21 protein-coding genes are annotated in these 25,374 nt (G+C 65.7%); 9 read left to right on the top strand and 12 right to left on the bottom strand.

Annotated features, from left to right (window positions below; translation table 11 throughout):
- Nucleotides 1-7: 7 nt before the first annotated feature.
- Both AC1RUR_RS14440 and AC1RUR_RS14435 read right to left on the bottom strand, forming a co-directional pair.
- Nucleotides 8-1,327 carry an ABC transporter substrate-binding protein gene (locus AC1RUR_RS14440; protein ID WP_492844989.1) on the bottom strand — a complete coding sequence of 440 codons (1,320 nt, stop codon included), beginning with the start codon at nt 1,325-1,327 and terminating at the stop codon, nt 8-10.
- Between the two features lie 66 nt (nt 1,328-1,393).
- Nucleotides 1,394-2,416, bottom strand: a complete 1,023-nt coding sequence (locus AC1RUR_RS14435; RefSeq protein WP_492844987.1) for a carbon-nitrogen hydrolase family protein — start codon at nt 2,414-2,416, stop codon at nt 1,394-1,396.
- Between the two features lie 137 nt (nt 2,417-2,553).
- On the opposite strand from AC1RUR_RS14435, the gene AC1RUR_RS14430 reads away from it, so the two are divergent.
- Complete coding sequence (locus tag AC1RUR_RS14430) at nt 2,554-3,528, top strand: LysR family transcriptional regulator (RefSeq protein ID WP_492844985.1); 975 nt, start codon at nt 2,554-2,556, stop codon at nt 3,526-3,528.
- Between the two features lie 12 nt (nt 3,529-3,540).
- Here the strand turns inward: AC1RUR_RS14430 and AC1RUR_RS14425 are convergent, their stop codons facing one another.
- Both AC1RUR_RS14425 and AC1RUR_RS14420 read right to left on the bottom strand, forming a co-directional pair.
- Nucleotides 3,541-4,917, bottom strand: a complete 1,377-nt coding sequence (locus AC1RUR_RS14425) for a flippase (RefSeq protein ID WP_492844983.1) — start codon at nt 4,915-4,917, stop codon at nt 3,541-3,543.
- A gap of 585 nt (nt 4,918-5,502) precedes the next feature.
- Nucleotides 5,503-6,345: a protein-disulfide reductase DsbD domain-containing protein gene (locus tag AC1RUR_RS14420; RefSeq protein WP_492844981.1), complete on the bottom strand. Its 843-nt coding sequence runs from the start codon at nt 6,343-6,345 to the stop codon at nt 5,503-5,505.
- Between the two features lie 142 nt (nt 6,346-6,487).
- Between AC1RUR_RS14420 and AC1RUR_RS14415 the strand changes: the two genes are divergently transcribed.
- Complete coding sequence (locus tag AC1RUR_RS14415) at nt 6,488-7,132, top strand: YqgE/AlgH family protein (RefSeq protein WP_492844979.1); 645 nt, start codon at nt 6,488-6,490, stop codon at nt 7,130-7,132.
- Between the two features lie 319 nt (nt 7,133-7,451).
- Here AC1RUR_RS14415 and AC1RUR_RS14410 read toward each other — a convergent pair whose 3' ends face one another.
- Together AC1RUR_RS14410 and AC1RUR_RS14405 are read right to left on the bottom strand one after the other, a co-directional pair.
- The gene (locus tag AC1RUR_RS14410; RefSeq protein WP_492844977.1) at nt 7,452-8,339 is read right to left on the bottom strand and encodes a TauD/TfdA dioxygenase family protein; all 888 of its coding nucleotides are present in this window, start codon (nt 8,337-8,339) and stop codon (nt 7,452-7,454) included.
- A 152-nt stretch (nt 8,340-8,491) separates the two neighbouring features.
- Complete coding sequence (locus AC1RUR_RS14405) at nt 8,492-9,271, bottom strand: SDR family NAD(P)-dependent oxidoreductase (RefSeq protein WP_492844975.1); 780 nt, start codon at nt 9,269-9,271, stop codon at nt 8,492-8,494.
- A 99-nt stretch (nt 9,272-9,370) separates the two neighbouring features.
- Here AC1RUR_RS14405 and AC1RUR_RS14400 point away from each other — a divergent pair, with 99 nt between their 5' ends.
- On the top strand, nt 9,371-10,108 hold the full coding sequence (locus AC1RUR_RS14400; protein ID WP_492844973.1) for an SDR family NAD(P)-dependent oxidoreductase: 738 nt from the start codon (nt 9,371-9,373) through the stop codon (nt 10,106-10,108).
- Nucleotides 10,109-10,291: 183 nt separating this feature from the next.
- On the top strand, nt 10,292-10,666 hold the full coding sequence (locus tag AC1RUR_RS14395; protein WP_492844971.1) for a CsbD family protein: 375 nt from the start codon (nt 10,292-10,294) through the stop codon (nt 10,664-10,666).
- A gap of 163 nt (nt 10,667-10,829) precedes the next feature.
- Here the strand turns inward: AC1RUR_RS14395 and AC1RUR_RS14390 are convergent, their stop codons facing one another.
- Both AC1RUR_RS14390 and AC1RUR_RS14385 read right to left on the bottom strand, forming a co-directional pair.
- Nucleotides 10,830-12,533 carry an SGNH/GDSL hydrolase family protein gene (locus tag AC1RUR_RS14390; protein ID WP_492844969.1) on the bottom strand — a complete coding sequence of 568 codons (1,704 nt, stop codon included), beginning with the start codon at nt 12,531-12,533 and terminating at the stop codon, nt 10,830-10,832.
- Nucleotides 12,534-12,703: 170 nt separating this feature from the next.
- Nucleotides 12,704-14,086 (bottom strand): lytic murein transglycosylase, encoded by a 1,383-nt coding sequence (locus AC1RUR_RS14385; protein ID WP_492845286.1) that lies wholly within the window; start codon nt 14,084-14,086, stop codon nt 12,704-12,706.
- A 203-nt stretch (nt 14,087-14,289) separates the two neighbouring features.
- On the opposite strand from AC1RUR_RS14385, the gene AC1RUR_RS14380 reads away from it, so the two are divergent.
- Nucleotides 14,290-15,165: a UTP--glucose-1-phosphate uridylyltransferase gene (locus AC1RUR_RS14380; protein ID WP_492844967.1), complete on the top strand. Its 876-nt coding sequence runs from the start codon at nt 14,290-14,292 to the stop codon at nt 15,163-15,165.
- Nucleotides 15,166-15,360: 195 nt separating this feature from the next.
- Here the strand turns inward: AC1RUR_RS14380 and AC1RUR_RS14375 are convergent, their stop codons facing one another.
- The gene (locus tag AC1RUR_RS14375) at nt 15,361-16,857 is read right to left on the bottom strand and encodes a sensor domain-containing diguanylate cyclase (RefSeq protein WP_492844965.1); all 1,497 of its coding nucleotides are present in this window, start codon (nt 16,855-16,857) and stop codon (nt 15,361-15,363) included.
- A gap of 153 nt (nt 16,858-17,010) precedes the next feature.
- On the opposite strand from AC1RUR_RS14375, the gene AC1RUR_RS14370 reads away from it, so the two are divergent.
- Nucleotides 17,011-17,274: a DUF7662 domain-containing protein gene (locus AC1RUR_RS14370; RefSeq protein WP_492845284.1), complete on the top strand. Its 264-nt coding sequence runs from the start codon at nt 17,011-17,013 to the stop codon at nt 17,272-17,274.
- A 59-nt stretch (nt 17,275-17,333) separates the two neighbouring features.
- Here the strand turns inward: AC1RUR_RS14370 and AC1RUR_RS14365 are convergent, their stop codons facing one another.
- Complete coding sequence (locus AC1RUR_RS14365; protein ID WP_492844963.1) at nt 17,334-20,210, bottom strand: EAL domain-containing protein; 2,877 nt, start codon at nt 20,208-20,210, stop codon at nt 17,334-17,336.
- Between the two features lie 152 nt (nt 20,211-20,362).
- The gene (locus tag AC1RUR_RS14360; RefSeq protein WP_492844961.1) at nt 20,363-21,361 is read right to left on the bottom strand and encodes an NAD(P)H-quinone oxidoreductase; all 999 of its coding nucleotides are present in this window, start codon (nt 21,359-21,361) and stop codon (nt 20,363-20,365) included.
- 112 nt (nt 21,362-21,473) lie between these two features.
- Between AC1RUR_RS14360 and AC1RUR_RS14355 the strand changes: the two genes are divergently transcribed.
- Both AC1RUR_RS14355 and rcdA read left to right on the top strand, forming a co-directional pair.
- On the top strand, nt 21,474-21,665 hold the full coding sequence (locus tag AC1RUR_RS14355) for a DUF1192 domain-containing protein (protein ID WP_492844960.1): 192 nt from the start codon (nt 21,474-21,476) through the stop codon (nt 21,663-21,665).
- 517 nt (nt 21,666-22,182) lie between these two features.
- A complete protein-coding gene (gene rcdA, locus AC1RUR_RS14350; protein ID WP_492844958.1) occupies nt 22,183-22,692 on the top strand; it encodes a protease adaptor protein RcdA in 510 nt (169 codons plus the stop codon).
- Between the two features lie 272 nt (nt 22,693-22,964).
- On the opposite strand, the gene rpmE is transcribed toward rcdA, so the two are convergent.
- Nucleotides 22,965-23,192, bottom strand: a complete 228-nt coding sequence (gene rpmE, locus AC1RUR_RS14345; RefSeq protein WP_027530154.1) for a 50S ribosomal protein L31 — start codon at nt 23,190-23,192, stop codon at nt 22,965-22,967.
- Between the two features lie 201 nt (nt 23,193-23,393).
- Between rpmE and AC1RUR_RS14340 the strand changes: the two genes are divergently transcribed.
- A complete protein-coding gene (locus AC1RUR_RS14340; RefSeq protein ID WP_492844956.1) occupies nt 23,394-25,244 on the top strand; it encodes an ABC transporter ATP-binding protein/permease in 1,851 nt (616 codons plus the stop codon).
- Nucleotides 25,245-25,374: the final 130 nt, after the last annotated feature.

The raw sequence follows: 25,374 nt of genomic DNA, 5'->3' as shown, positions 1-25,374 counted from the left end.
TCGCGGCTCAGATATAGGGGCCGAGCTTGCAGCCGAACTGGTCCGGCGGATTCATCACGCTCTCGCCTTCGGCGACGTCGACGATCTCGTAATAGTCTTCCGGCCCCTTCATCTCGGCCGGCGCCTTGCCGCGCAGGATCGGGATCGGACGCACCATCTGGTGATCTTCGGCGCGGAAATACACCTTGCCGATCGTGGTCTCGTAAGGAGCTTCCTTCGAGGCCTCCATCGCCTTGATGATCTCGACCGGATTGAAGCTCTTCACGCGTTCCACCGTCAGCGCCCAGAGATAGGTCTGCATGTAGCCGATATGGGCGCCCCAGCGCGGATGATATTTGTTCTGGGCGACGAAGGCGTCGACGAAACCCTTCGCCAGCGGATAACGGTCCGACAGCGTCCACCAGAAGTCGCAGCTGCCATAAACGCCCTGCATGATCTCGGCGCCGAGCTCCTTGTCCTGGAACGAGGATAAATTGGGCACCACCAGCTTCATCTTCTTCAGCACGCCGAACTGCTCGGCCTGCTTGGTGGAGGCGACCGCGTCGGCGCCGAAGGCGATGTTGACGAACACGTCGGCGCCGCTGTTGGCGATGTTGAGCAGCGCCGAGGAATAGTCGGTGGTGCCGAGCGGGACGACTTCCTTCGCAACCTGCTGCCAGCCCTGCTCCTTGGAGAATTTGGCGAAGCTGTCATACACCGTGTGGCCGTAGGTGTAGTCGGGCACGAGGAAAGCGGTCTTCATGTTCTTGCCGAGCGCCTTGGCGACGACGGGCGCGAGCGCCTTGGCCGCCATGTAGGCGTTCTGCTGCGAGCGGAAGCCGTAGCGCTGGCAGTTCTTGCCGGTGATGTCGTTGGAGCCGGCGATGCCGACCATGTAGAGAACCTTCTCGCGCGAGCCGAGCTCTTCCAGCGCGATCGCGCTGGCGCTCGACACCGAGCCGGACACCATGATCGCCTTGTCGCGCTGGATGAACTGCGTGGCGCTCTGCACGTCGAGATTGGGCTTTCCTTCGGTGTCGGACACCTTGTGGCGGATCTGGCGGCCGAGCACGCCCTTGCCCTGCAATCCCCATTTCTTCGCGGCGTCGCTGCCGGCATTGATCTCCGCGATCGCGAGCTCGTAGCCGAGCTTGAGGTCGCCGCCGTCGCCCGAGAACACGCCGGTGAGCGGAATGGTCAATCCGACGAACACCGAGTCCGCGGTGACGCCGTCCGGGAAGGTGCCGATGCTGGCCGGCGCCTGCGCCCAGGCCGCGGTGCCCGGAAGCACGAGGCCGGCTGCGGCGCCGGCGCTTCCGAGAAGGATCTGACGACGGTCAAACTTCATGACTCACCTTCCATGGTTCATCACCGCCGGCTCGGCCGGTGGATTGCGGTTGAAACAGATCCCGGCTCACGCGCCGGCATCGATATGATCGCTCGTCGAGTCCGGCGGCGTCGCGGGGGCTCCGACAAAGGACACCGGATTGAGCCGGCGGCGGTCGACACTGAGGTCGAAAATGTCGAAGCGGTTGTAGTAGCCGACCACGTCGTGGAACTGCTTTGGCTCGACGCAGCGGTTGAGGTCGATGTCGGCGTAGAGGATGCCTTCGTCGTCGCGGAGCGCCTCGCCGACCTGCTCCCCGGTCGGATCGAGGAAGAAGGTTTCCGCGCGCGGCGTTGCGTCGAGCACGGCGGCGGCGGCGGCATCGCGCGCCACCAGCATGTCGCGCGCTGCCTTGTCGAGGACACCGGCGGTGACGAGACCGAACACCTTGGCTTCGAAGCAATGCGCGCTGGCCCGGATCCGGGTCGCGGCGGCGATGTGGTAATTGCCGCCGCCGGCCGGCCGGCGGGTCGGCCAGACCGGCGGCCAGCTCGAAATGTGCAGTTGCTCACCCTGCGCCATCAGCGAATAGCGTGCCAACGGATTGGTGTTCTCGCCGCAGATCAGTTGCCCGATCTTGCCGATCCTGGTGTCGACCACGCGCAGGCCGGCGCCGTCACCGCTGGCCCAGATCAGCTTCTCGTAGAAGGTCGGCACCAGCTTGCGATGGTGGTTGAGGATCTCGCCGTCCTCGCCGATCAGGAGGTTGGTATTCCAGATCGCACCGACGCTGGCCGGCGACTTCTCGCTGATGCCGATCGACACCACGATGCCGAGCGCGCGCGCTTCTTCCCGGATCGCCTTGATCTCGGGGCCGTCGACCAGCACCGACTGGTCGGCCATGCGCACGAACAGATCGTGATTGTCGATGGGAGCCCAGAGCGCAGCCCATACCGGGAATGCGGGAATGAAGGTCTCGGAAAATGCCACGATTTCGGCGCCGGCGGCGGCTGCCTCACGGATGAGCGAGATTGCCTTTTTTGTGGTCGCCGAGCGGTCGAGAAACACCGGTGCGGCGTGCACCGCGGCGGCCTTGAAGCGGGGAAGCATGGCTTTGTCCTTGGTTCAGGACAGGCTAGTGGGGTCCCCAACACCTCGATACAGACAATCCTGCAAGACGGCTTGCAGGGGGCGACAATCCGTCCCACCGTACGTTGCTGGCACAACGCTTGCTGTTTGGAGGGGGCATGCAAGAGTTCAACTCACTCGACTGGGACGACCTGAAAATATTCCTTCACGCGGCCCGCGGCGGCAGCCTGGGCAGCGCGGCCAAGCGGCTGCGGGTCGACCAGTCCACCATCAGCCGCCGGATCGCGCATCTCGAATGCACGCTTGGCGCGACGCTGTTCGAGCGTTCGCCGCAGGGCCTGCGCGTCAACGAGGCCGGTGAGCGCCTGCTCTGCCACGCCGAGCGGATCGAGAGCGCCGTTATCGCGATGCATCAGGACGTGCAGCGCGGCGGCAGCCGGATGGCGGGCCGGGTCCGGCTCGCCACGATGGAGGGTATCGCCTCGCTCTATCTCGCGTTCCGCTTCGCGCCATTGCGGCAGCGTTATCCCGACCTCACCGTCGAGCTCCTGACCTCGCCGCAGGCGGTGTCGGTCAACCGCCGCGAGGCCGATCTCTTCCTGAGCTTCTTCCGTCCGCCGGGGCAGGGCATGGTGTCGGAGCGGCTCGGCAGTTTTCAGCTCGGACTCTACGGTTCACAGGATTATCTCGCACGCGAGGGCATGCCCGAGCGGCCGGCGGACCTCGCGCGCCACAGCTTCGTCACCTACATCGACGATCTGATCCAGCTCGACTCGGTGCGCTGGCTCGACGACATCATCCGCAATCCGCCGGTCAGCTTTCACTCCAACAGCATGATCGCGCAGATGAACGCCGCCGCGGGCGGCATCGGCCTCGTGCTGCTGCCGAGCTTCGCGGTGGCCGGCCGCAGCGATCTCGTTCCGGTGTTGCACGAAAAGATGTCGACGACGCGTGACGTCTGGATCAACGTCCACGGCGATCTCCAGTTCGTGCCGCGCATCCGCGCCGTCTCGAGCTATCTCAAGGCGATGTTCAAGTCCGACCCGCTGATGCAGGCGGATATGTCTGGCCGCAAGATGCTCGATGCGCTGCTGGTGGCGGATGCCGCGGTCGTCGCGTTTCAAAGCGGCTGAGGGCGCGGCCGCCTAAGCCGTGCGCTGTCCGAACGCCAGTACGTGCAGGCCGAGGCGTTGCCGCACGATCCAGAACAGCAGCACCGTTTCGAAGCTGAGCGAGATCGAGGTCGCGGCCGCGGCGCCATGGCCGCCGTAGCGCGGCACCAGCGCGATGCAGAGCACGACGTTCATCACGAAGGCGAGCGCATAGGCCAGGGCGCAGATCTTCTGCTGGCCGAGCATGTTGAGCAGCCGCTCCACGGGACCGATCGCAGAGCGCACCACGAGTCCGATCGCGGCGACGAACATGATGTCGTAGCCGACGGTGAATTGCGGCCCGAACAGCCAGAGCAGCGGCTTGCCGAGCGCGAGCAGCACGATGGTGGCCGCCAGCGACGGCCAGAACGTCCAGCTGATGGCATGCGCGACATAGGCCGACAGGCGCGCCTTGTCGCCGCTGGCGTTGTATTCGGCGAAGCGGTGCGCCGTCGTCGCCGACATTGCGTAGTGGATGAACGACACCAGCGCCAGCGTCTTCACCACCGCGAAATAGACGCCGACTTCGTCGGAAGGACGGAACTGCTGAAGCACCAGCACGTCGGTGTAGGACAAGAGCAGGTAAAAGCTCTCGACCAGCAGGATCGGCAGCGAGACGGCAAGCCAGCCGCTGACGTCATAGGCCTTGGAGCCTGGCTCGATGTGATCGGCGAGCTTGCGGTTCAGCACCACCATCTGCCCCGTCATCGCGATCCATACGGCCCCCAGGCTCGCGACCATCGCGGCGACCGCGCCGAGATGATAGCCGAGCAGGAAGGCGCAGGCCGTGATGCCGATGATCAGCGCCTGGCGGATGATGAATTGCGGCATCAGGCCGAGCTGCATCCAGTCATGCGAGCGCGCGATGCCGTCCTGGGTGTTGGCGACGACGAAGGCCGGCAGCGTCATGCAGCCGATATAGAGCGGCAGCACCTCGGCCGGATCGATCCAGGGCGACAGCAGCTTGACGATGCCGGCAAGCCCGAGCGACACCAGCGTGGAGACGGCAAAGGTCAGCCAGCGGCTGCCGGAGAGGAAGCCGCGCAGCAGCGCGTGCTCGCCGCTGGTGCGATACTCCGGAATGATCTTTTGCGCGGAGGCCGAGATGCCGAAATCCATCATGCTGCCGAGCAGCAGGACCCAGGTCCAGACGTAGACATAGATGCCGTAGTCGGACGTGCCCATCCAGCGCGCCAGCAGCACCTGCGAGAAATAGGCAAGGCCCGCGCTGATCACGCGAATGATGAAGATGGTGCCGGCCAGCCGCCGCGTCAGCGACGCTTCGCTCGACCCGCCGGTCAGCTTGGCCCGTAGCCGCGCGATCAGCCCGGCCGGTCCGGTCGTTGCGGGTTCAGCATCCATCACGGCCACGTCGAAGAGTCCCCGGGCAATCCGCATGCCTGTGGAAGGCTTGCTTTGGCAGCCTTCGGTGTTAGCAACCATTCGTTAAGATTCGGTTGGATGGTCGCGCAGTTGCGCCGGCGGCAGCCGGTATGCGGAAGCAGGCCTCCCTCCTTGCGGAACGGAGCTGCGCTGCTAGGATACCCGCATATTGCTTTCAATTGGAATTTGCGCGGCCGACCGTGTGCGCAGGGATTTTGACCCGGTGTCGGGCTGGTTGAGGATCATCCCCACTCTTGCTGACCTTCGACTCCTGGCGACCTTCAACGCGTGGCGAGATGTTTGCGTAGATCACCGGCTTTCAAGAGGAGCGAATTATGCGGCGATTCCTGACGGGTCTGACTGTTCTCGCTGTCATGGCCAGCGTCGATCTCTGTTCCGCGGATCCGGCGCGGGCGGACGCGTGGGGATGTTCGTACGAGAAGTGCCTGGCCTACTGCGCCAAGGTCGGTGGGCAGCGCTGCAGCGCATTTTGCACGAGGAGGTTGCAGGAAAAGCGGGCTTCGAAGGCCTGCCCTGTGTCCTGATCGGCGTCACTGCTCCGCCCGCGACGGCCTATTCCAGATTCGTATTGAACTCGTACGCCTTCTCCGGCCCGACCAGCGTGAACTTCAGCGCCGCGCCGTCGGGCTTGGCGCCGGGCGGCAGCCCGTCGAGCTCGAAGGAAAAGCGTTTCACGCCGGGCGGGCTGGGCTCGACCGGTGCGGGAATCGGCAGCGACCATTCCGGCGTCGGCCCTTCGACGAACAAATTGACCTTGCGCGCATCCGCCGGCGCGACGACGTCGACCACCACGTTCTTGAGCCCGTCGCGCCTGACGTCGCGAATGGTCAGCGGGTTGGGGTCGCCGATCGTGGCGGGCTTCGGCACGGTGTCGAGCGCGGCACGCAGATTGGCGTCCTCGGTCGAGGCCACGCTGTTGAAGCCAAGCTCGGCGCTGGCTTCGACAGGAATGCAGAGTTTCTCGCACACCGCGTAATTGATCTCGGCGCGCAAGGTCACCGGCTTGTCGGCGGCCTTGGCGACGATGCGCAAGGGCAGCACGATCTGGCCGTGATAGCCGATCGAATGACCGCCCGCGCCGTCATCGAATTTCAGCGGCGCCGGCCACATGATCGTCACCGCCTCGACATTCTCCGACTTCGAGAAATCGAACCGGGGAGGAACGCCGGAGTCGCCGGGCGTGCGCCAATAGGTCTTCCAGCCCGGCTGGAGCTGGAAGGAGATACCGCCGAGCAGGACAGCGCCGCTGCGCGATCCCGCCAATAGCCGCACCGCGGAATGTCCGTCGCGCTGCCAGGGCGAGGCGTCGTCGGCGCGGGCTGCGATGGCCAGCGACGACGCAAGCAGGGTTGTCACGACGCCGAACGTCGCACGCAGGGGAACTTGTCTGAGCATGGCACGTCTTTACAGGGGCGACCCGGGGCAAACCATTGAATTGCTTGTGATGGATGCACTCGAATCCGGTCTCTGCAAGCCTTGATTTGACAGCGGCCCGGCCCGACATCAGGATAGGAATTGAAACCGGAGTGCTTCACTGATGGCTCCCACAGGCAAGAGGACGGGCGAAAGCACCCGGAGAGCGAGCCCCGCGCTCCCCAGTTCGGCCGGGTACCTCGACGGCCGGCTCCTGATCGCGATGCCCGTGATGGGCGACGCTCGCTTCGAGCGCTCGGTGATCTATCTTTGCGCCCATTCGGCCGAAGGCGCGATGGGCATCATCGTCAACCATCCCGCCGGCAGCATCGACTTCCCCGAGTTGTTGCAGCAGCTCGGCATCATCAAGAAGGGCGAGCACATCAAGCTGCCGGAGAATGCCGAAAGCATGAAGGTGCTGCGCGGCGGTCCGGTCGACACCGGGCGTGGCTTCGTGCTGCATTCCAGCGATTTCTACATCGAGAACGCGACGCTGCGGATCGACGACGGCGTCTGCCTCACCGCGACGGTCGATATCCTGCGCGCGATCGCCAATGGTTCCGGCCCCAAGCACGCCATCCTCGCGCTCGGTTATGCCGGCTGGGCGCCGGGCCAGCTCGAGACCGAGATCCAGAGCAATGGCTGGCTGCATTGCGATGCCGATGCCGACCTGATCTTCGGCGACGACGTCGACGAAAAATACGGCCGCGCCTTGCGCAAGATCGGCATCGATCCCGGCATGCTCTCGAACGAGGCCGGACACGCGTAGCGGGCGTTGCATCCTCCGCTGTCGTCCTGGCGAATGCCAGGATCCGTTACCCCAAAGAGAGGTTTGAGGCAGGCTGGTCACCGCCAGTCTTGGCCAAGCTGCGTCCGGTGGTAGTGGGTCCTGGATCGGCGCTCGCTGGTCCAGGACGACGTGATGGATAAACGCCGCCGCCCATCCCTCCGGTGTCGTCCCGGCGAAGGCCGGGACCCATAACCACCGAACGTGGCTTGGCGAAGACTCGGAGTTGTCAGCTTCGTGCGACAACTCCCTCTCTGGGATATGGATCCCGGCCTTCGCCGGGACGACACGGAGTTTGGGCCTACTCCGCCGCCTGCTGCTGCACCGTCGGCTCCGTCCCCGCCACCGTCGCGCGGCGCATGTCGCGGGGTTGCGACTGGTCGTAGCGGCGGACGCGGTGCATGGTCTGGCGGTTGTCCCACATCACGAGATCATGCAGCTTCCATTTGTGGACGTAGACGAATTCGCCCTGCGTCGCGTGCTCGTTGAGGTCGCGCAGCAGCAGCCGTCCCTCGGGCACGCTCATGCTGACGATCTTGCCGGCATGCGACGACAGATACAGCGACTTGCGGCGATGGACGGGGTGGGTGCGCACCAGCCGCTGCAGCACCGGCTTGAACATCTGCTTCTCGTCGTCGGTATACTCGGTGAAGCCGAGCGATCCCCGCGAATACATCAGCGAGTGCTCGCAGACGAGGTCCTCGATCTCCGCCTTGGTCTCCTCGTCGAGTGCGTCGTAGGCCGCGCGCATGTCGGCGAATTCGGTGTTGCCACCCTTCGGGTTCACCACGCGCGCCGACAGCAGCGAGAATTTTGCCGGGATCGGGCGGAACGAGCTGTCTGAATGCCACAGGCAGTTGCCGAGATTGAACAGATGCGTGCGGCTGTCCTTGGCCAGCGGCTTGCCGTCCTTGCCGAGATTGGAGACATCGTTCAGGCCGGACTGGAGCCGGTAGTCTTTCTCCTTCGTCACGGTGCCGCCGCGCGCATCCTCGCGCTCGCCGAAGTTCAGCGCGAACGCCATCTGCTGCTCGTCGGTGATGTCCTGGTCGTGGAAGACCAGCACGGCATACTTGTCCATGCCGGCCTCGACCTCGCGGGCCTCATCCGGTGTGAGCGGCTTCCGCAAATCGAGGCCTGAAACCTCGCCGACAAAATGTGTCTGAAGCTGCCGGATGGCGATCGTCATGGCGTTTTCTCCCGCGGACCGCGAGCGGTTGGTCCCGCTCTGTTGAAGAAAAAGCTACTCCTGCTTCCACCGTTGTCAACGCTAGCTGCGCATGGCAGCCCGTAGCCCGGATGGAGCGTAGCGCAATCCGGGCTACGCACCTCCGATGCCGCTCACGCGTTGCGCGCCATCAGGCCGCCATCCACAGGGATCACCGCGCCGGTCAGGAACGAGGCGGCCGGCAGGCACAGGCTCAGCGTCATATGCGCGACCTCCTCGGGATCGCCATAGCGGCCGAGTGCGGTGCGGCGCTTGGCGTAGATGGTCTTGTGCTCCTCGGAGATGCGGTCGGTGATGGCCGTGCGGATCGGCCCCGGACAGATGCAGTTGACGGTGATGCCCTCGCGGCCGAGCTCCACCGCCAGCGAGCGGGTGAGGCTCGCCACGCCGCCCTTCGCGGCCGAATAGGGGCTGTGCAAGGCGGTGGCGCCGAGCGCTTCAGTGGAGGCGATGTTGACGATGCGCGGAGACTTCGACTTGCGCAGATATGGCAGCGCGGCGCGGATGATGCGCGGATGCGCCGTCAGCATCACCGCGATGCCCTTGGCCCAGGCGTCCTCGTAAGCCTCATCGTCGATCGCGACACGCACGGAGATGCCGGCATTGTTGACGATGATGTCGAGCCCGCCGAAATGCGCGGCGACGTCATGAACCACGCGCTTGATCTCGCCGCCGTCGGCGACGTCGAGCTTCCAGGCCTTCGCGGCCCCGCTGCTCGCCGCGATCTCCTTCGCGACGACATGCGCGCCTTGCTCATCGTAATCGGTGACGGCGACGTTCGCGCCCTCGGCAGCGAACACGCGCGCGGTCGCGCGCCCCATGCCGCTCGCCGCACCGGTGACGAGAACGGTCAGGCCCTTCACGGACCGGCTGAGCTCCCTGGATTCGGACATGCTGCTTCCTCGCGTCCTGTTGCTTCTTGTTATGAGATTGACAAGGCTGGCATCGATCCGCAGACAGGTCAAACAAGCAAGACAAAAGGGGAGGCCGCGATGGCGAACGAGCTGGATTTCACAGGCAAGCAGGTGCTGGTCGTCGGCGGCTCCAGCGGCATCGGCAACGGCATCGCGCAGGCCTTTCGCTCCCGAGGCGCAGCTGTCACGGTCTGCGGTACGCGTGTCCGGCCTGCGGAATATTCGGCGGAGGATGGCTCCGATCTCACCGGCCTTGCCTACGCGCAGCTCGACGTCAGCAATGCCGGCGCGATCGAAGCCTTCAAGCCGTCCTTCGACCGGCTCGACATCCTCGTCCTCGCACAAGGTGCCGTGATCTATCGCCGCGGCGAGTTCGAGATGAGCGGTTTCCGCAAGGTCGTCGAGGTCAATCTGATGAGCCTGATGGCCTGCGCGACGCGGTTTCATTCCATGTTGCGCGATGCGAAGGGTGCGCTGATCATGGTGTCTTCGACCGCGGCCTATCATTCCACCATGGGCAATCCCGCCTACAATGCCTCGAAGACCGGTGCGGTCGGATTGACGCGCACGCTGGGCGAGGCCTGGGCCGAGGACGGCATCCGCGTCAACGGCATCGCGCCCGGCCTCGTCGACACCAAGATGACGAAGGTGACGACCGACAATCCCAAGCGGCTCGAAGGCGCGTTGTCGCGCATTCCGCTGCGGCGATTGGGCACGCCGGCCGACATGGCGGGCGCGGCGCTGTTCCTGGCCTCGCCGCTGTCGTCCTACATCATCGGCCAGACGCTGGTCGTGGATGGCGGGCTCATCCTGTAGCCGATCTTGTAGCCCGGATGGAGCGAAGCGTAATCCGGGGTTCTTCAAGGCGGTGGGTGCTGTCCCGGATTGCGCTTCGCTCCATCCGGGCTACGCACTTTCGTATGGGCACACACTTTCGTCGTGCATTGGAACTGCGCTGCGCCTGATCGGTTACCCCGGCTGACCCCCGAGGAGGACCACATGGACAAGGATCGAATTGTTGGATCGGCCAAGGAGTTCGCCGGCCGCGCGGAAGGCGCCGTCGGTGATCTCGCAGGCGATGCGCAGACACAGGCATCGGGCAAGGCGCGCGAAGCTGCCGGCACCGTGCAGAATCTCTACGGCCAGGCCAAGGATGCCGTGCGTGACGCCGGTGAGACCGCAGCCGGCTACGCCAAGGATGCCTACGACAACAGCGGCGAGACTTTTCGCGACGGCACGCAGGCGATTTCCAGGAAGGTGCAGGACAATCCGCTCGGCTCGCTTCTGATCGCCGGCGGCATCGGCTTTGCGCTCGCGCTGCTGATGTCGCGCCCCGCCCGTCGCCCGCCGCCGCGCTGGCGCTATTACGGCTAATCGCCGCAAACACGCACTCTCGTGCCCCGGACGCAATGCAGCGTGAAACGCTGCTTTGCTGAGCCGGGGCCGATTCTTTTTTGTGAATGTTGGAAGAAGCTGGGTCCCGGCTCTGCGTCGCATCACCAAGAGGTGCTGCGACGCGTCCGGGACACGAGATCGATTACCGCACCACTTCCGCCGCTCGCCCGACATTGCCCGGCGGACGCGGGATCGCGGGGTTCGGATTCGGGTTGCGCGGCCCAGGCGCGGGCGCCAGTTGACGCGGCGCTGGCTGCGGCGAACCGAAGCCAAAGAAGTCGCGAATTGACGGCTGAGCCTGTGCCGGCTGCTGCACCACCGGCGGCTTCTTCGGCGCGAGCTTTTGTGGCGCGATCGCAGCGGCCGCTCCCGGCGTGCCCGGAGCAGCAGCGCCGTCAGGCGTCGTCGCCGCCATCGGCGTATCGCCCTTGGCCTGCTCGCGGCCGACTTCGCGGCGCGGCCAGGCATAATCGTCGGCGCGGCCCGCGGGGGCCGCCAGCGGCTCGCCTTTCACCATCGTCTTCGCGGCGAGTGCATCGACGGCGGCGGGACGCGAGCCGGGTCCGCCCAGCAATTGATCGGTCGAGATCGAGGCCGCCACCAGCGGCACGATCGGGCCGGCCAGCGGCCGCGGCGCGGGCTTGCCAGGCTCGGCGCTGGTGTCGGGCGTCGCAGGCTCGCTCGGCAGCGCGATCGGACCGGAGCGTCCTGCAAGCAGGCGCGTGATCTCGCGCTCGACATAGTGCGCGAGCTTGCGCGCGCCCGGCTTGGTGAAATACACGCCGTCATAGCTGCGCAGCTGACGGATCTGGCCCTCGAAGTCCGGACCCTTCTGCAGGAAGCGGCCGGCTTCGTCGACAAAGCCGTCCCAGACGTCGACATAGGTGATGCCGGCCTTGGCCGCGCCTTCGCGATACAGCGAATCCAGGAACAGCATGTCCGCCGTACCCTTGGGGCCGCGGATCGCGGGCAGGCCGACCCAGAGCACCGGCACGCCCTTGGCCTTGAGCACGTTGGCCAGTTCCTCGATCTTCTTGCCGTAGAGCTCGACCCAGCGCTCGTCGCGGAATTCGTAGAGGCCGTTCGGATTGCGCGCGGTCTTCTCAGGCGTGGCCGCAGGCGTGTCGGCGTTATCGGCGTCGTCTTGCGGCAGGTCGGTGTCGGCGGGTTTGTCGTCCGGCTTGGCAGCCGTGTCGGGCTTGGCGTCGCCAGGTTTGGCGTCAGGTTTGCCTTGTGGCTTGGCGCGCGCACCCTTGTCGTTCTTCTTGTCCTTGTCCTTGTCTGCCGGCTTGTCGGGCGCCGCCTCGCGGATCGCGATGCGGTCGTTGAGGCCGAGCATGACGACGATCACGTCGGGCCTCTCGGTCTCGAGGATGCCCTTGGCGGCTGCCGCCCAGTCCGAGGGCTCGCCTTTCGGCTGGTACTTGATCAGGCCGGACGTGGTCTTGTGCTTGCGGATCACGCCCATGTCGGGCTGCTCGCTGTAGGCATCTTCCAGGCCATAGGCGAGCCAGTCGGCCATGGCGTCGCCGATCACCAGCACGTTCTTGTCGGGCGTCGTGTCGCGCTTGGCTGGCGCCGGCGCGCGCGAAAAATCCTGGCGCGGCGCCTGCGGCTGTTGCTGCTGGAACGGCGCGAAGAAGTCGCCGCCGAACCAGCCGCCGTCGCGGCCGCCGCCCCGCTGCTGCGGCGGAGCCGAGCGCTGCGGCGGACCGCCGAAGCCGGGGAAGTTGAAGAACTGCGCCGAGGCCGGTCCCGCAACCGAGACCAGAATCGCAAGCGCCGTCCCCAGCGCGATCAACGGGCCGGTCTCGGTCAGCGCCTTGAACAGGGACTTCTTCGACATGCGATCTCGGGCAGGCGCAATGGGGTCTGGAAGCAGCTCAATATAGTAACGGAATCAGGCCGCAAACGGGCAGATTCCGCTGCAGATTCTTTGGCCATACACCGGGGAACAGCGGCTCCCGTCAAGGCCGGCAGGCAAAATCCCTGTTCAGGGTTACTTTCGGGCCGATTTTACCGCCCGCGCAGCCGGTCCAGCACGTCCGAGGAGGCAAAACCGTCCGCGGGGACCCCGATCGAGGCCTGGAAGTTGCGCAGGGCTTCCCGGGTCTGGCCGCCGAACTGGCCGTCCGGGGTGCCCTTGTAGAACCCGCGCTGGGCCAGCAGCTGCTGGAGCTCCAGCCGTTCGGTGCGGGACAGCTCCCGTTCCTGGCGGGGCCAGGGCTGCACGAAGGGCTGCCCCCCACGCAGGCGGTCGGCGAAATGGCCGATCGCCAGCGCATAGGCCTCGGCCGGGTTGTACTTCATGATGACGCGGTAGTTCTGCAGCATCAGGAAGCCCGGCCCTTGCGCGCCCGCCGGCGCCAGCAGATAGGCCTTCTCCGCCGGATGCGGAAAGGGCTGGCCCGTCGGGCGCTTGAGCCCGAGCTTTTCCCACTGCGCCATCGTCATCGCCTTGGCGCGATCGGCCAGCATGTAGTTGAAGCCCTGGGGCACGACGACCTCGTAGCCCCAGCTCTGGCCGGTCTGCCAGCCGTCCTTCTTCAGATTGTTGGCGGTGGAGGCGATCAGGTCGGTGGGATTGTCGACGACGTCGCGCCGTCCGTCACCGTCGCCGTCCACCGCAAACCGCTTGAACGCGGTCGGCATGAACTGGGTCGGGCCGAAGGCGCCGGCCCAGGAGCCGCGCATCTGCTCGGGGCGCAGATCGCCGCGGTTGAGGATCTCCAGGCCTGACAGGAACTCGTCCTTGAAATAGGCCTGGCGCCGGCCGATGCAGGCGAGCGTCGCGGTCGATTGCAGCACGCTGCGGTCGCCCATCTGCGTCGAGTAATTGGACTCGATGCCCCAGATCGAGGCGATGACGTAGCGGTCGACGCCATAGGCCTTTTCGGTGGCATCGAACTGCGCCTTGTATTTGGCGAGCACCTCGCGGCCCTTGGCGAGACGATTGTCGTTCACGAGGATGTCGAGATAGTCCCAGATCGACTTGGTGAACTCCGGCTGCGAGTCCATCAGGTCCATGATGCGCAGGTCGGGGCTGAGACCCGCGGTGAAGCGCTGGAAGTTTTCCTGGGTGATGCCGCGCCGTGCGGCATCGGGCCACATCCCGGCGACGCAATTGTTGAAATTGCCGGCAGCTTCGCGGATCGCCGCCGCCGTCATCAGCGGATGGCCGGAGGCGCCGTCCTCGCCGCTCCAGGGCAGCGCGCCGCCGGGGCCTGGCGGGGCTTGCGCGGGCGCCGGACTCGAGCCGGAGAAGATACCGCCAAACAGGTTCGACAGGCCGTTCTGGGCCTGGGCCTGCGCGCAGGCCGGCAGCAGCAAGGCAGCCGCAACCAGCGCTCCGCCGGTCACGGATCCAGCACGTTTTGCCAGCTCTGCCATCGAATGCATCATGTCCCACCTGTCCGGCCAAAAATCCGCCATCAGGAGGCCCGGTACCGGTTGCCAATAGCTTAACAAAGATGAAATTTTGTTGGCTGCTTTTTTCTTAACTCTATGATCGCGAGGCCCCACATCCGCCTTTGTTGGCGGCTGCAAACAAGCTAGCAAGATGCCATTGCTCCGTTCACGTCCTCAGGTATTCGATCGATCCCATGAAAATTCGCAAAGCCGTATTCCCCGTCGCCGGCCTCGGCACCCGCGTCCTGCCCGCCACCAAGGCGATGCCGAAGGAAATGCTGACCATCGTCGACAAGCCGCTGATCCAGTACGTCTATGACGAGGCGAGGGAGGCCGGCATCGAGCACTTCATCTTCGTCACCGGCCGCAACAAGAACGTCATCGAAGATCATTTCGACCGGATGTTCGAGCTCGACGCGACGCTGGCTGCGCGCGGCAAGAAGGCCGAGCAGGAGATCTTGGCGCAGAACCAGCCGGAAGCCGGCGCCGTCAGCTTCACCCGCCAGCAGGCACCGCTCGGTCTCGGGCACGCGGTCTGGTGCGCACGCGACATCGTCGGCAACGAGCCGTTCGCGGTCGTGCTGCCCGACGAGCTCGTGCTCAACACGCCCGGCTGCCTCAAGCAGATGATCGAGACGGCATCCTCGCTGGGCGAGAAATCCAACCTGATCGCGGTCGAGGCCGTGCCCGACCACCTGACCCATCAATACGGCATCTGCGGCGTCGGCAAGCGCACCGGCAAGATGTTCGAGGTCGACGGCATGGTCGAGAAGCCGGCCAAGGGCACCGCGCCCTCCAACCTCTCGATCACCGGCCGCTACATCCTCCAGCCCGAGATCTTCAAGATCCTGGAAACGCAGGAGCGCGGCGCCGGCGGCGAGATCCAGCTCACCGACGCCATGATCGGCCTCGCCAGATCGCAGAAATTCTACGGCGTCGAGTTCGAGGGCGAGCGCCATGATTGCGGCTCCAAGCCCGGCTTCCTCCGCGCCAACATCGCCTACGGCCTGAAGCGGCCGGAGCTGCGTGACGGGCTGATCGCGGAGATGAAGAAGTATCTGGGACAGTAGCCTCAACGTCGTCCCGGCCTAGTGCGCGATTGCGCACGGGGGCCGGGACCCATCACCGCGTGATCTGTCGATTGCGGTCGCTCTTAGTGCGAACGACAAGTCTTCGCCAAATTCCTCCCTGTGGTTATGGGTCCCGGCCTTCGCCGGGACGACAGCGGGGGTGAGGCGCGCAGGCACCGCCTGCACCGAATAGACTCACGCCACCAGCGACAGCTTCGGCAAGCTTGCCACCACCGACTGGTTACGCCCGCCCGCCTTCGCCGCATAGAGCGCCTTGTCGGCGGCTGCGACCAGGACCGACCAGTCCATGACGGCGGCGGGGACGAGACTGGCGATGCCGCAGGAGACGGTCGACGTCGCCGTGTCGTCGGACCAGCCCTGCACCTTGCCGCGGATCGCCTCGGCGACCTTGAAGGCGTCGGTGGCCGAGGTGTTCGGCAGCAGCACCGCGAACTCCTCGCCGCCATAGCGCGCGGCGCAGTCGCCGGCCCGCCGCACCGAGTCGGAAATGCAGATGGCGATGCCGACCAGCACCTGGTCGCCGGCCTGGTGGCCGAACGTGTCGTTGTAGGCCTTGAAGTGATCGGCATCGATCATCAAGAGCGCGAGCGGCGTCTTCTGGCGCATCGCGCGCCGCCATTCACTGTCGATGACGTGGTCGAATTTGCGGCGGTTCCTCAGGCCGGTGAGCGCGTCGGTCGTCGCCATCTCCTCGAGCTTGCTCTCGGCTTCGGCGCGGCGGCCGATCTCGCGCGCGAGCACGAGCGTCGAGCCCAGCACGAACAGCGCAAGCGCGAGCACCACGGCGCCGATGCGAAGTGCCTCCCTCTGCCACAGCGCGAACACGGCGCTCAGGGGCTTGCCCGCCACCACGAACAGCGGATTGCTTCCGCTGCTGCGAACATAGAGCCGCGGGGTGCCGTCGATCGGCCCCTGTCCGGCGAACGCGCCGCCGATCTTCAGATTGTCCGGTTTCCAGCTCTGGCGCTCGGCGAGGTTCGTGCCGATCACGTCCAGATCGAACGGCCGCCGCATCATGATGGTGCGGTCGCGCTTGAGCACGGTGATGGTGTCCTGGGGATCGAGGCTCAGGCGCTCGAACAATTCGTGGAAATAGCTGAAGCGGATCGAGCCGGCGACGACGCCGAGGAAGCCGCCGTCGGTGTCGCTGATGCGCCGGCTGAGCACGATGGAATAGGCGCCACGGAACAGCATCGGGCGGCTGATGAAGAGGCCCGCGCCCGGATTGTCGCGATGAACCCTGAAATAGTCCTCATCGCTCCGGTTCTCCGGCAGGGGATCGAGCGAGGAAGCGTCGATGGTCAGCCTGCCGTCGGCATCGAACACCTGGATGGCGCCGAAATGCCGTGCCGTGGTTGCATGGTCGAACAGGATGAGGTGGCGGATCGACTTCGAGACCGTGGCGATTTCGGGCAGCAGCATGCCGCTGGAAACGGCCTTCAGCGACAGGTCGTAGATCTCGATGTTGCGGCTGACGTCGGACTCGATGGTCGTCGCCAGGTTTTCCAGCGTCTGGCGGGCCAGCGCCTCCTCGCCCCGGCGCATGTCCAGCATCACGTTGACGCAAACGGCGGAAAAGCCGATCACCGTCACGACGGACGAGATGATCAGCAGCTTCGCCGAAACCCGCCACGGCCGGCGGGCCGTGACTTCGCGCCATCCAGACAACATCGTTTGCTCCCGACATTAGTGGATGCGCCCGAAAGCTTGAGTAGTGTTTAAGGCAGGACGACGCTGTCGCAATGAGTTAAGAAACGGTTTATGCGGCTCACGGTTTCAGGCAGGCCTGACCGGGCGGATCCGGTTTCGGACGAAAGGACGATGGTGATCGACTACGACGCGTTGCGCGACCATCTGCTGCGGCAGAAGCAGGCCGAATTCGTGCTGACCTTCGAACAGATCGAGGAGATCATCGGCGCCGCCCTGCCGCGCGCGGCGAACCGGGCCTCGTGGTGGGATACCTCGCGCAGCCCCGACATCCAGATGCCGCAGCGCGAGGCCTGCCTCGCCGCGGGTTTCAAGGCGGTGCGGATGCCGGACGGCCAGAGCGTGCGGTTCACGAAGCTGAAGATCGACCGGCGGAGGTAGCGCGGCGGCGAAGCCGCCGACCCTCCCCTGGAGGGGGAGGGTAAGACAAGAGGGCGAGATCAGCTCGCCGCTTCCAGCCGCACTTCCGTCAGCAGGCGCATCGCGGCATCGGCGTCCATCGGCTCGCCGAAGGCAAAACCCTGCGCGTATTCGCAGCCCATCTGGTAGAGCTCGACCGCGTCGGAATCGGTCTCGGCACCTTCGGCCACCACGTCCATGCCGAGGTCGTGCGCGAGCGCGATGATCGACTTCAGGATCACCGGACGGGTGCCGCGGTTGGTCGTGCGCACGAATGACTGGTCGATCTTGATGGTGTCGAACGGGAAGCGCTGGAGGTAGGCCAGCGAGGAATGGCCGGTGCCGAAATCGTCGAGCGACAGGCCGGTGCCGAGCTCGCGGATCCGCGTCAGCATCTGGGCGGCGTGCTCCGGATTCTCCATCACCAGCGATTCCGTCAATTCGAGCTTGAGCGTGCCGCGCGCCACCGAGGAGCGCGACAGCACGGTGCGGATGTCGTGGATCAGGTCGTGGCGCAGCAGCTGCCGCGACGAGACGTTGACGGAGGCGAAGATCGGCTCGCGCGAGCGCATCGCGCGCTGCCAGATCGAGAGCTGTTTTGCGGTCTGGTCGAGCACGAACATGCCGAGATCGATGATCAGGCCGGTCTCTTCCGCGATGGTGATGAATTCCGACGGCGCCATGCGCCCGAGCTTCGGATGGTCCCAGCGCGCCAGCGCTTCGAAGCCGGCGACGGAGCGGTCCTCGAGCCGCACGATCGGCTGGTAGAGAATGGTGATCTCCTGCCGCTCGATGGCGCGGCGCAGCTCGCTCTCCAGCGTCAGGCGGTCGGTCTTTCGCGCGCGCATGGCGGGCTTGTAGACGTCGATGCGGTCGCCGCCGATGCGCTTGGAGTGATACATCGCAAGCTCGGCGTCCTTGATGATCTCGTCCGTCAATTGCGTCTGAGGATCAGAAAGGGCGAGCCCGATCGAGGCCGTGAGAAAGATCTCGCGGTCGTTGAAGGCGATCGGCGCGCGGATGGTCTTGCGGATGGTCTCGGCGAAGGCGGTGATGCGGGCGGGATCCTGCTCGGACAGCAGGATCAGGCCGAACTGGTCGCCGGCCATCCGCGCCAGCGTGTCCTGTGGCTTCAGGATGCGGGTGAGGCGGCGGGCGAGCGTCAGCAGGATGGAATCGCCGACCGCGATGCCGACGGAATCGTTGACCTGCTTGAAGCGGTCGAGGTCGATCACCATCAGCGTCGGCCGCAGCGTCGGCATGGTCTTGGCGAAATGCGCGACCGCACCCAGCCGGTCCATGAACAGCTTGCGGTTGGGCAGGCCGGTGAGGTTGTCATGCACGGAATCGTGCAGCAGGCGCTCCTCGGCATTGCGCAGCTCGGTGACGTCGGTCAGCGTGCCGACCACGCGCGAGACCTCGCCGTCCGAGCCGACCACCGGGCGTGCCTTCAGCGCGAACCACATGAAGTGGCCGTCCGGGGTGCGCAGGCGGAAATCCTGCACCAGGCGGCCGCGGCGCTGGTCGAGCACGCTGTCGAGCGCGGCGCGGAAACGGTCCTGGTCGAGTGGATGCAGCACCTCCAGCCACGATGCGGCCGGGCCTTCCAGCGTGCCGCGCTTGAGGCCGAGCAGGGCTTCGGTCTCGGGGCTGGTGAAGACCTTGTCGGCGGACACGTCCCAGTCCCAGATCAGATCGCCGGAACCGGCGAGCGCCAGGGCCCGCCGCTCGATGTCGGAGACGACGCCGGTGGTGGCGCCGCCGCCGGCGAAGGCGTGCTGCATCACCGTGAAGCCGATCAGCATCACGATCAGCACGAGGCCGCCGAGCAGCGCCGGGCCGACGATGTCGTTGGTGACGGAGCCCGCCACCGTCATGCCGGCCGCGACCACCCAGACCACCAGCAGGAACCAGGTCGGGATCAGCAGCACCGCGCGGTCGAAGCCATGGGTGGAGAGATAGACGATCAGCGCAAAGCCGGCGAAGGCGATCAGCACCAGCGAGATGCGCGCGATGCCGGATGCGACGGCCGGGTCGAACAGCGCGAGCGCGACCAGCGAGCCGAGAAAGGCGAGCCAGCCCACCGTGATGTGCGAATAGCGCACATGCCATCGGCTGAGGTTGAGATAGGCGAACAGGAACACCAGCAGCGTCGCCGCCAGGATCGCTTCACCCGCCGCGCGCCAGATGCGCTCGGCGTTGTTCGACATGTCGAGCACCTTGCCCCAGAAGCCGAAATCGACCCCGATATAGACCAGCACCGCCCAGGCCAGCGCCGCGGCCGCCGGGAACATGATGCTGCCCTTGACCACGAACAGGATGGTCAGCACCAGCGCAAGCAGGCCGGAGATGCCGATCACGATGCCCTGGTAGAGCGTGAAGGAGTTGACCTTGTCCTTGTAGGCCTCCGGCTCCCACAGATAGAGCTGCGGCAGCTTGTCGGTGCGCAGTTCCGCGACGAAGGTGATGACGGCGCCGGGGTCGAGCGTGACGCGGAACACGTCGGCGGTCGGGCTTTCCTGCCGCTCGGGCCGGTCGCCGGTCGAGGGCGTGATGGTCGCGATGCGCGACAGCCCGAGATCGGGCCACAGCAGTCCCGAGGACACGATACGGTAATGCGGGGCGACGATCAGGCGGTCGAGCTGGTCGTCGGTGTTGTTGGCGAGCGCGAACACCACCCAGTTCTGGCCGCCTTCACGGGCGCGCACCTCGATGCGGCGGACGATGCCGTCGGTGCCGGGCGCGGTCGAGACCTGGATGCGGTCGGCGTCGCTGCGCTGATGCTCGAGCACGCCGGTGAGGTCGATCGCGGGCGCGTCACCGCGGACGCTGACGGCGTCGAGCGCGCGCGCGGGAAGCGCGGCGACAACAATCATGAGGCCCAGCGCGATGGGCGCGAGGCACCTGATCAGACGCAAGGTCGGTTCTCCGCGTTCGACGCAAACTTTGTGTGCAAGACGACTCTAGAAGGCGATTTCAGACCGGACGCAATTGGTTCGGTGCGTCGCGATAGATGCCACGAAAGCAAGGAAAATCAAAGGGTTTCCGCCTTGCCCTGTGGGTCAGCGGCCTAGGCCTCCAACACAATTTTGCCAATATGTGCGCTCGTCTCCATGCGCCGGTGGGCATCGGCCGCCTTTTCCAGCGGGAAAGCGCTGTCCATCACCGGTTTGACCCGGCCCTCGCGCAGCAGCGGCATCACTTTCGCCTCGATTGCGGCCACCATCGCCGCCTTGTCCGCATTACTACGGGGGCGCAGCGTCGAGCCGGTATGGGTCAGGCGCTTGACCATGACCTTGGCGATGTTGACGCTGACCTTGGGGCCGTTGAGGGTCGCGATCTGGACGATGCGGCCGTCGACTGCGGCGGCGTCGTAATTGCGGTCGACATACTCGCCGGCGACCATGTCGAGGATCAAATTGACGCCGGCCTTGTCGGTCTCTTCCTTCACCACGGCGACGAAGTCTTCGGTCTTGTAGTTGATGGCGCGGTCGGCACCCAGCTTGAGGCAGGCATCGACCTTGTCCTGCGATCCCACGGTGACGAACACCTTTGCGCCGAACGCCTTCGCGAGCTGGATCGCCATGGTGCCGATGCCGGAGGAGCCGCCATGGATCAGCAGCGTCTCGCCGGCTTTCAGGCCGCCGCGCTCGAACACATTGTGCCAGACCGTCATCAGGGTTTCCGGCAGCGCGCCGGCTTCCTTGATCGACAGCGCCGGCGGCACGCTCATCGCCTGGGCGTCCTGGGCAATGCAGTACTGCGCATAGCCGCCGCCGGCGACCAGCGACATCACCTTATCGCCGATCTTGTGCCGCTTGGCGTTGCTGCCGACGGCCACCACTTCGCCGGCAATTTCGAGGCCCGGGAGGTCGCTGGCGCCGGGCGGCGGCGGATAGGCGCCGGAGCGCTGCGCGACGTCGGGCCGGTTGACGCCCGCGGCCTGCACCTTGACCAGGATCTCGTCGGGACCGGGCTGCGGAACGGGACGTTGTTCCGGCACCAGCACCTCCGGCCCGCCGGGCTTGGAGATGGCGACCACGGTCATTTGCGCGGGCAGCTTGTCCATGATGTGTCCTTGAGCAAAGGTGCGGGATGCAACGAGGCCATTGCTTAGCCAGCGCGGTCCACGCTGGCAACCGCTTCAGCCGTGTGGTTCGCGCAACGCAGGAGGAACGAGGATGCCGATCGAAGACGACGACCGCCCGCGCAAGAAGATCACGCATGAAATCGGACAGGATCTCTCACTGTTGTCCGTGGAGGAGCTGACCGAGCGCGTGGCCCTGCTCAAGACCGAGATCGCCAGACTGGAAGAAGCCGCCACCAAGAAGCGCGCCTCGCGCGATGCGGCGAACAGTATTTTCAAGTCGTAGGTCGCCGCATGACGGCTGTCGTCCCGGCGCAGGCCGGGACCCATACTCCGTGCAAGCAGTTTGGCGAAGACTCGGAGCGAGCATTTCCCCGACGACTCCCGCCTGTGGCTATGGGCCCCGGCCTTCGCCGGGGCGACGATGGAGAGACTGTTCCGCAGCGCACTCGGCCTCTGGCCGACATGGCTAACGAACCCTCAAAAAAATCGTTCGTTTACCGTCGATTAAGCTTTCGCGTTTATGACTGGAACTGTCCTCGTTTGGACACCGAGTGGCTCCTGTCCACTCTGTTTGACGCCTCCCTGTTATCAACTTTCAAAGCCGCCGGTCTTCCGGCGGCTCTTTTTTGCGTTCAAGCGCTTTCAAAAAACGACCAGTTGCGGTTGAATTCCGAGGAAAGACGCGCGGAAACCATATCCGCGCTTGTCGCTGGACTCCGCGCTCCCAGCGCGCAATGATTTGTTCATCATAAGCCGGCGCAAAGCCGGACAGGTAAACAGTTGCGTAAGGGGCGTTAACCATGGAACGTTTGCAAGCCGACGGCGCTCTCGTTCAACTCAGCGAGCGGTTCACCAATTCTGCGGCGTTCGGCACGCTGTTCCGCGAAGGCATGGACCTCGTCGAGGAAACCGCCGCCTATCTCGACGGCGCCGGCCGCACCGAGGCCAAGGCGCTCGATCGCGCCGTCAGCCTCACCTATGCAACCGAAAGCATGCGCCTGACCACCCGCCTGATGCAGCTCGCCTCCTGGCTGCTGCTGCACCGTGCGGTGAAGGAAGGCGAGATGACGCTGGTCCAGGCCAACCGCGAGAAGACCAAGGTCAAGCTGACCGCCGCCGATCCCGGCCCCGCCGACACCATCGAGAAGCTGCCCTCGCAGCTCCAGGACCTGATCCACCGCTCGATGAGCCTGCAAACCCGCGTCCGCCGTCTCGACACCACCATCCACACCCCGCCGGCCGAGCACATCGCGATCGGCAACCCGCTGGTGCCGCAGCTCAACGCGCTGAAGGCCGCGTTCGAGCGGTAGGCTGTAATCCGCGCATTTGTTGTCCGACCGTCACCCCCGCGCAATGGCGAAGCCATTGTCGCTGGAGGTGGCCGCTTCTTCAGCGGCCCTCGAAGGGCGACGGCCCGGCTGCATCTGCGGGCCGTGCATCCTTCGAGGCTCCCCACGCGACGCGTTGCGTCGCCTGGCTCGCGCCTCAGGATGACGGGGAGAGATTGAGCTGCGGCCTCATGGAAAACAAAAACGCCCCCGGTCTCCCGGGGGCGTTTTTCGTCGCGGCCGAAACGGCCGGATCAATCCTTCTTGAGGAAGCCCGAGAACTTCTTCTGGAAGCGCGAGACGCGGCCGCCGCGATCCATCAGCTGGGCGTTGCCGCCGGTCCAGGCCGGGTGCGACTTCGGGTCGATATCGAGGTTCAGCGTGTCGCCTTCCTTGCCCCAGGTGGAGCGGGTCAGGTACTCGGTCCCGTCGGTCATCACGACCTTAATCGTATGATAATCCGGATGAATTTCGGCTTTCATGGCAATTCCTAGGGCGACCTGCGCCTTGCTTGAGTGGCTATCGAATGACGGATTTGGCCGGCTCTATACCCCAGCGGACCCTTCAAAACAAGCCATTGTGGCCAAAGGGGAACCGGGCAGTCCCCTAAGGGACATACCGGATTTGCCACTACCCTTGCACCGGCCTATGTGGAGTTAACTTGTCTCCTTGGGTCGGATGTCATGAGCGCAGTGGAACGGCTTGACGATCGGTACCGCGATGAGGGCCAGACCGTGGCGGCCGAGGCCCCGTCGATCGAGGCCGAGCTGATCGAGCAGCCCGCCAGGAGTCGCGCGAAGCTGCGGCCGCTGCTCGCGCTCGCACCTTATGTGAATCGTTATCGCGGCCGGGCCGCGCTTGCCTTCGTCGCGCTGACGATCGCTGCGCTGACGACGCTGCTGGTGCCGGTCGCGGTGCGCCGGATGATCGATTTCGGCCTGACGCCCGAGGGCATCGAGCTGATCAACAGCTACTTCTCGGTGATGATCGCGGTCGTCGCCGTGCTCGCGCTGGCGAGCGCCGCGCGCTACTACCTCGTGATGACGATCGGCGAGCGTATCGTCGCCGACCTCAGGCACGATGTGTTCGCGCATCTGCTGTCGCTCTCGCCGGCGTTCTTCGATTCCGCGCGCAGCGGCGAATTGATCTCGCGGCTCACCGCCGACACAACCCAGCTCAAATCCGCCGTCGGCGCCTCGGTGTCGATCGCGCTGCGCAACCTGATGATGTTCTTCGGCGCGGCGGCGATGATGGTGATCACCAGCCCGAAGCTGTCGGGCTTCGTGCTGCTGGCCATTCCCCTGATCGTGCTGCCGCTGGTCGCCTTCGGGCGCTGGGTGCGGCGTCTGTCGCGCAATGCGCAGGACACGCTCGCCGAGGCCTCCGCCTATGCGGGCGAGCTGATTGGTGCGATCCGCACCGTGCAGGCCTATACCAGCGAGCGGTTTGCCGAAAAGCGGTTCGGCGGCGAAGTCGAGCAGGCCTACGAGGCCGCGCGCACCTCGACCCAGGCGCGCGCGGTGCTCACCGCCATCATCATCTTCATCGTGTTCGCAAGCGTGGTCGCGATCCTCTGGATCGGCTCGCATGACGTGCTGTCAGGCGCGATCTCGCCGGGCCGGCTCGGCCAGTTCGTGCTCTATGCTGCGTTTGCCGCCGCCGGCCTCGGCCAGCTCAGCGAGGTCTGGGGCGAAGTCTCGGCGGCATCAGGTGCGGCCGAGCGCCTGTTCGAGATCCTGCACGTGCAGCCCGAGATCAAGGCGCCCGCGTCACCGCGCGCGCTGCCGGTGCCGGCGCGCGGCGAGGTCGGCTTCGACCAGGTCAGCTTCGCCTATCCGGCGCGGCTCGACGTCAAGGTGCTCGACGCCGTGTCGTTCACCGTGCGTCCGGGCGAGAAGGTCGCGATCGTCGGTCCGTCCGGCGCCGGCAAGAGCACGATCTTCCATCTCTTGCTGCGCTTCTACGATCCGCGCAGCGGCGCGATCTCGCTCGACGGCGTGCCGGTCAGGTCGGCCGATCCCCGCGACTTCCGTTCCCGCATCGCGCTGGTGCCGCAGGAATCCAACGTGTTCGCCTCGAGCGCCCGCGAGAACATCCGCTTCGGCCGGCCCGATGCGACCGATGCCGAGGTCGAGCGCGCTGCCGAGCTCGCGCATGCCGCCGAGTTCATCCGCCGCCTGCCCGAAGGCTTCGACACCCCGCTCGGCGAGCGCGGCGTGACGCTATCCGGCGGCCAGCGTCAGCGCATCGCCATCGCCCGCGCCATCCTGCGCGATGCGCCGCTCTTGTTGCTCGATGAAGCCACCTCCGCGCTCGATGCCGAAAGCGAGACGCTGGTGCAGACCGCATTGGAAGAGCTGATGCGCCACCGCACCACGCTGGTGATCGCGCACCGCCTCGCCACCGTGCTCTCCTGCGACCGCATCCTGGTGATGGACCAGGGCAAGATCGTCGAGCAGGGTACGCATGCGGAGCTCGTGGCCGCGAATGGGCTTTATGCGCGGCTCGCGAGGCTGCAGTTCGAGGGGGCGTGAGGCGGTGCGATCGCTGCCCCAGTGACGGTGTCATTCCCCGCGAAGGCGGGGAATCCAGTATTCCAGAGACAGCAGTGATTGAACCGAGAAGCCGCGGCGTACTGGATGCCCCGCCTTCGCGGGGCATGAC

The sequence above is a fragment of the Bradyrhizobium sp. GW821-FHT12B03 genome (assembly GCF_058807535.1).
Note: the sequence above shows the minus strand (reverse complement) of the source record. Positions and strands in the feature narration are given on the sequence as shown.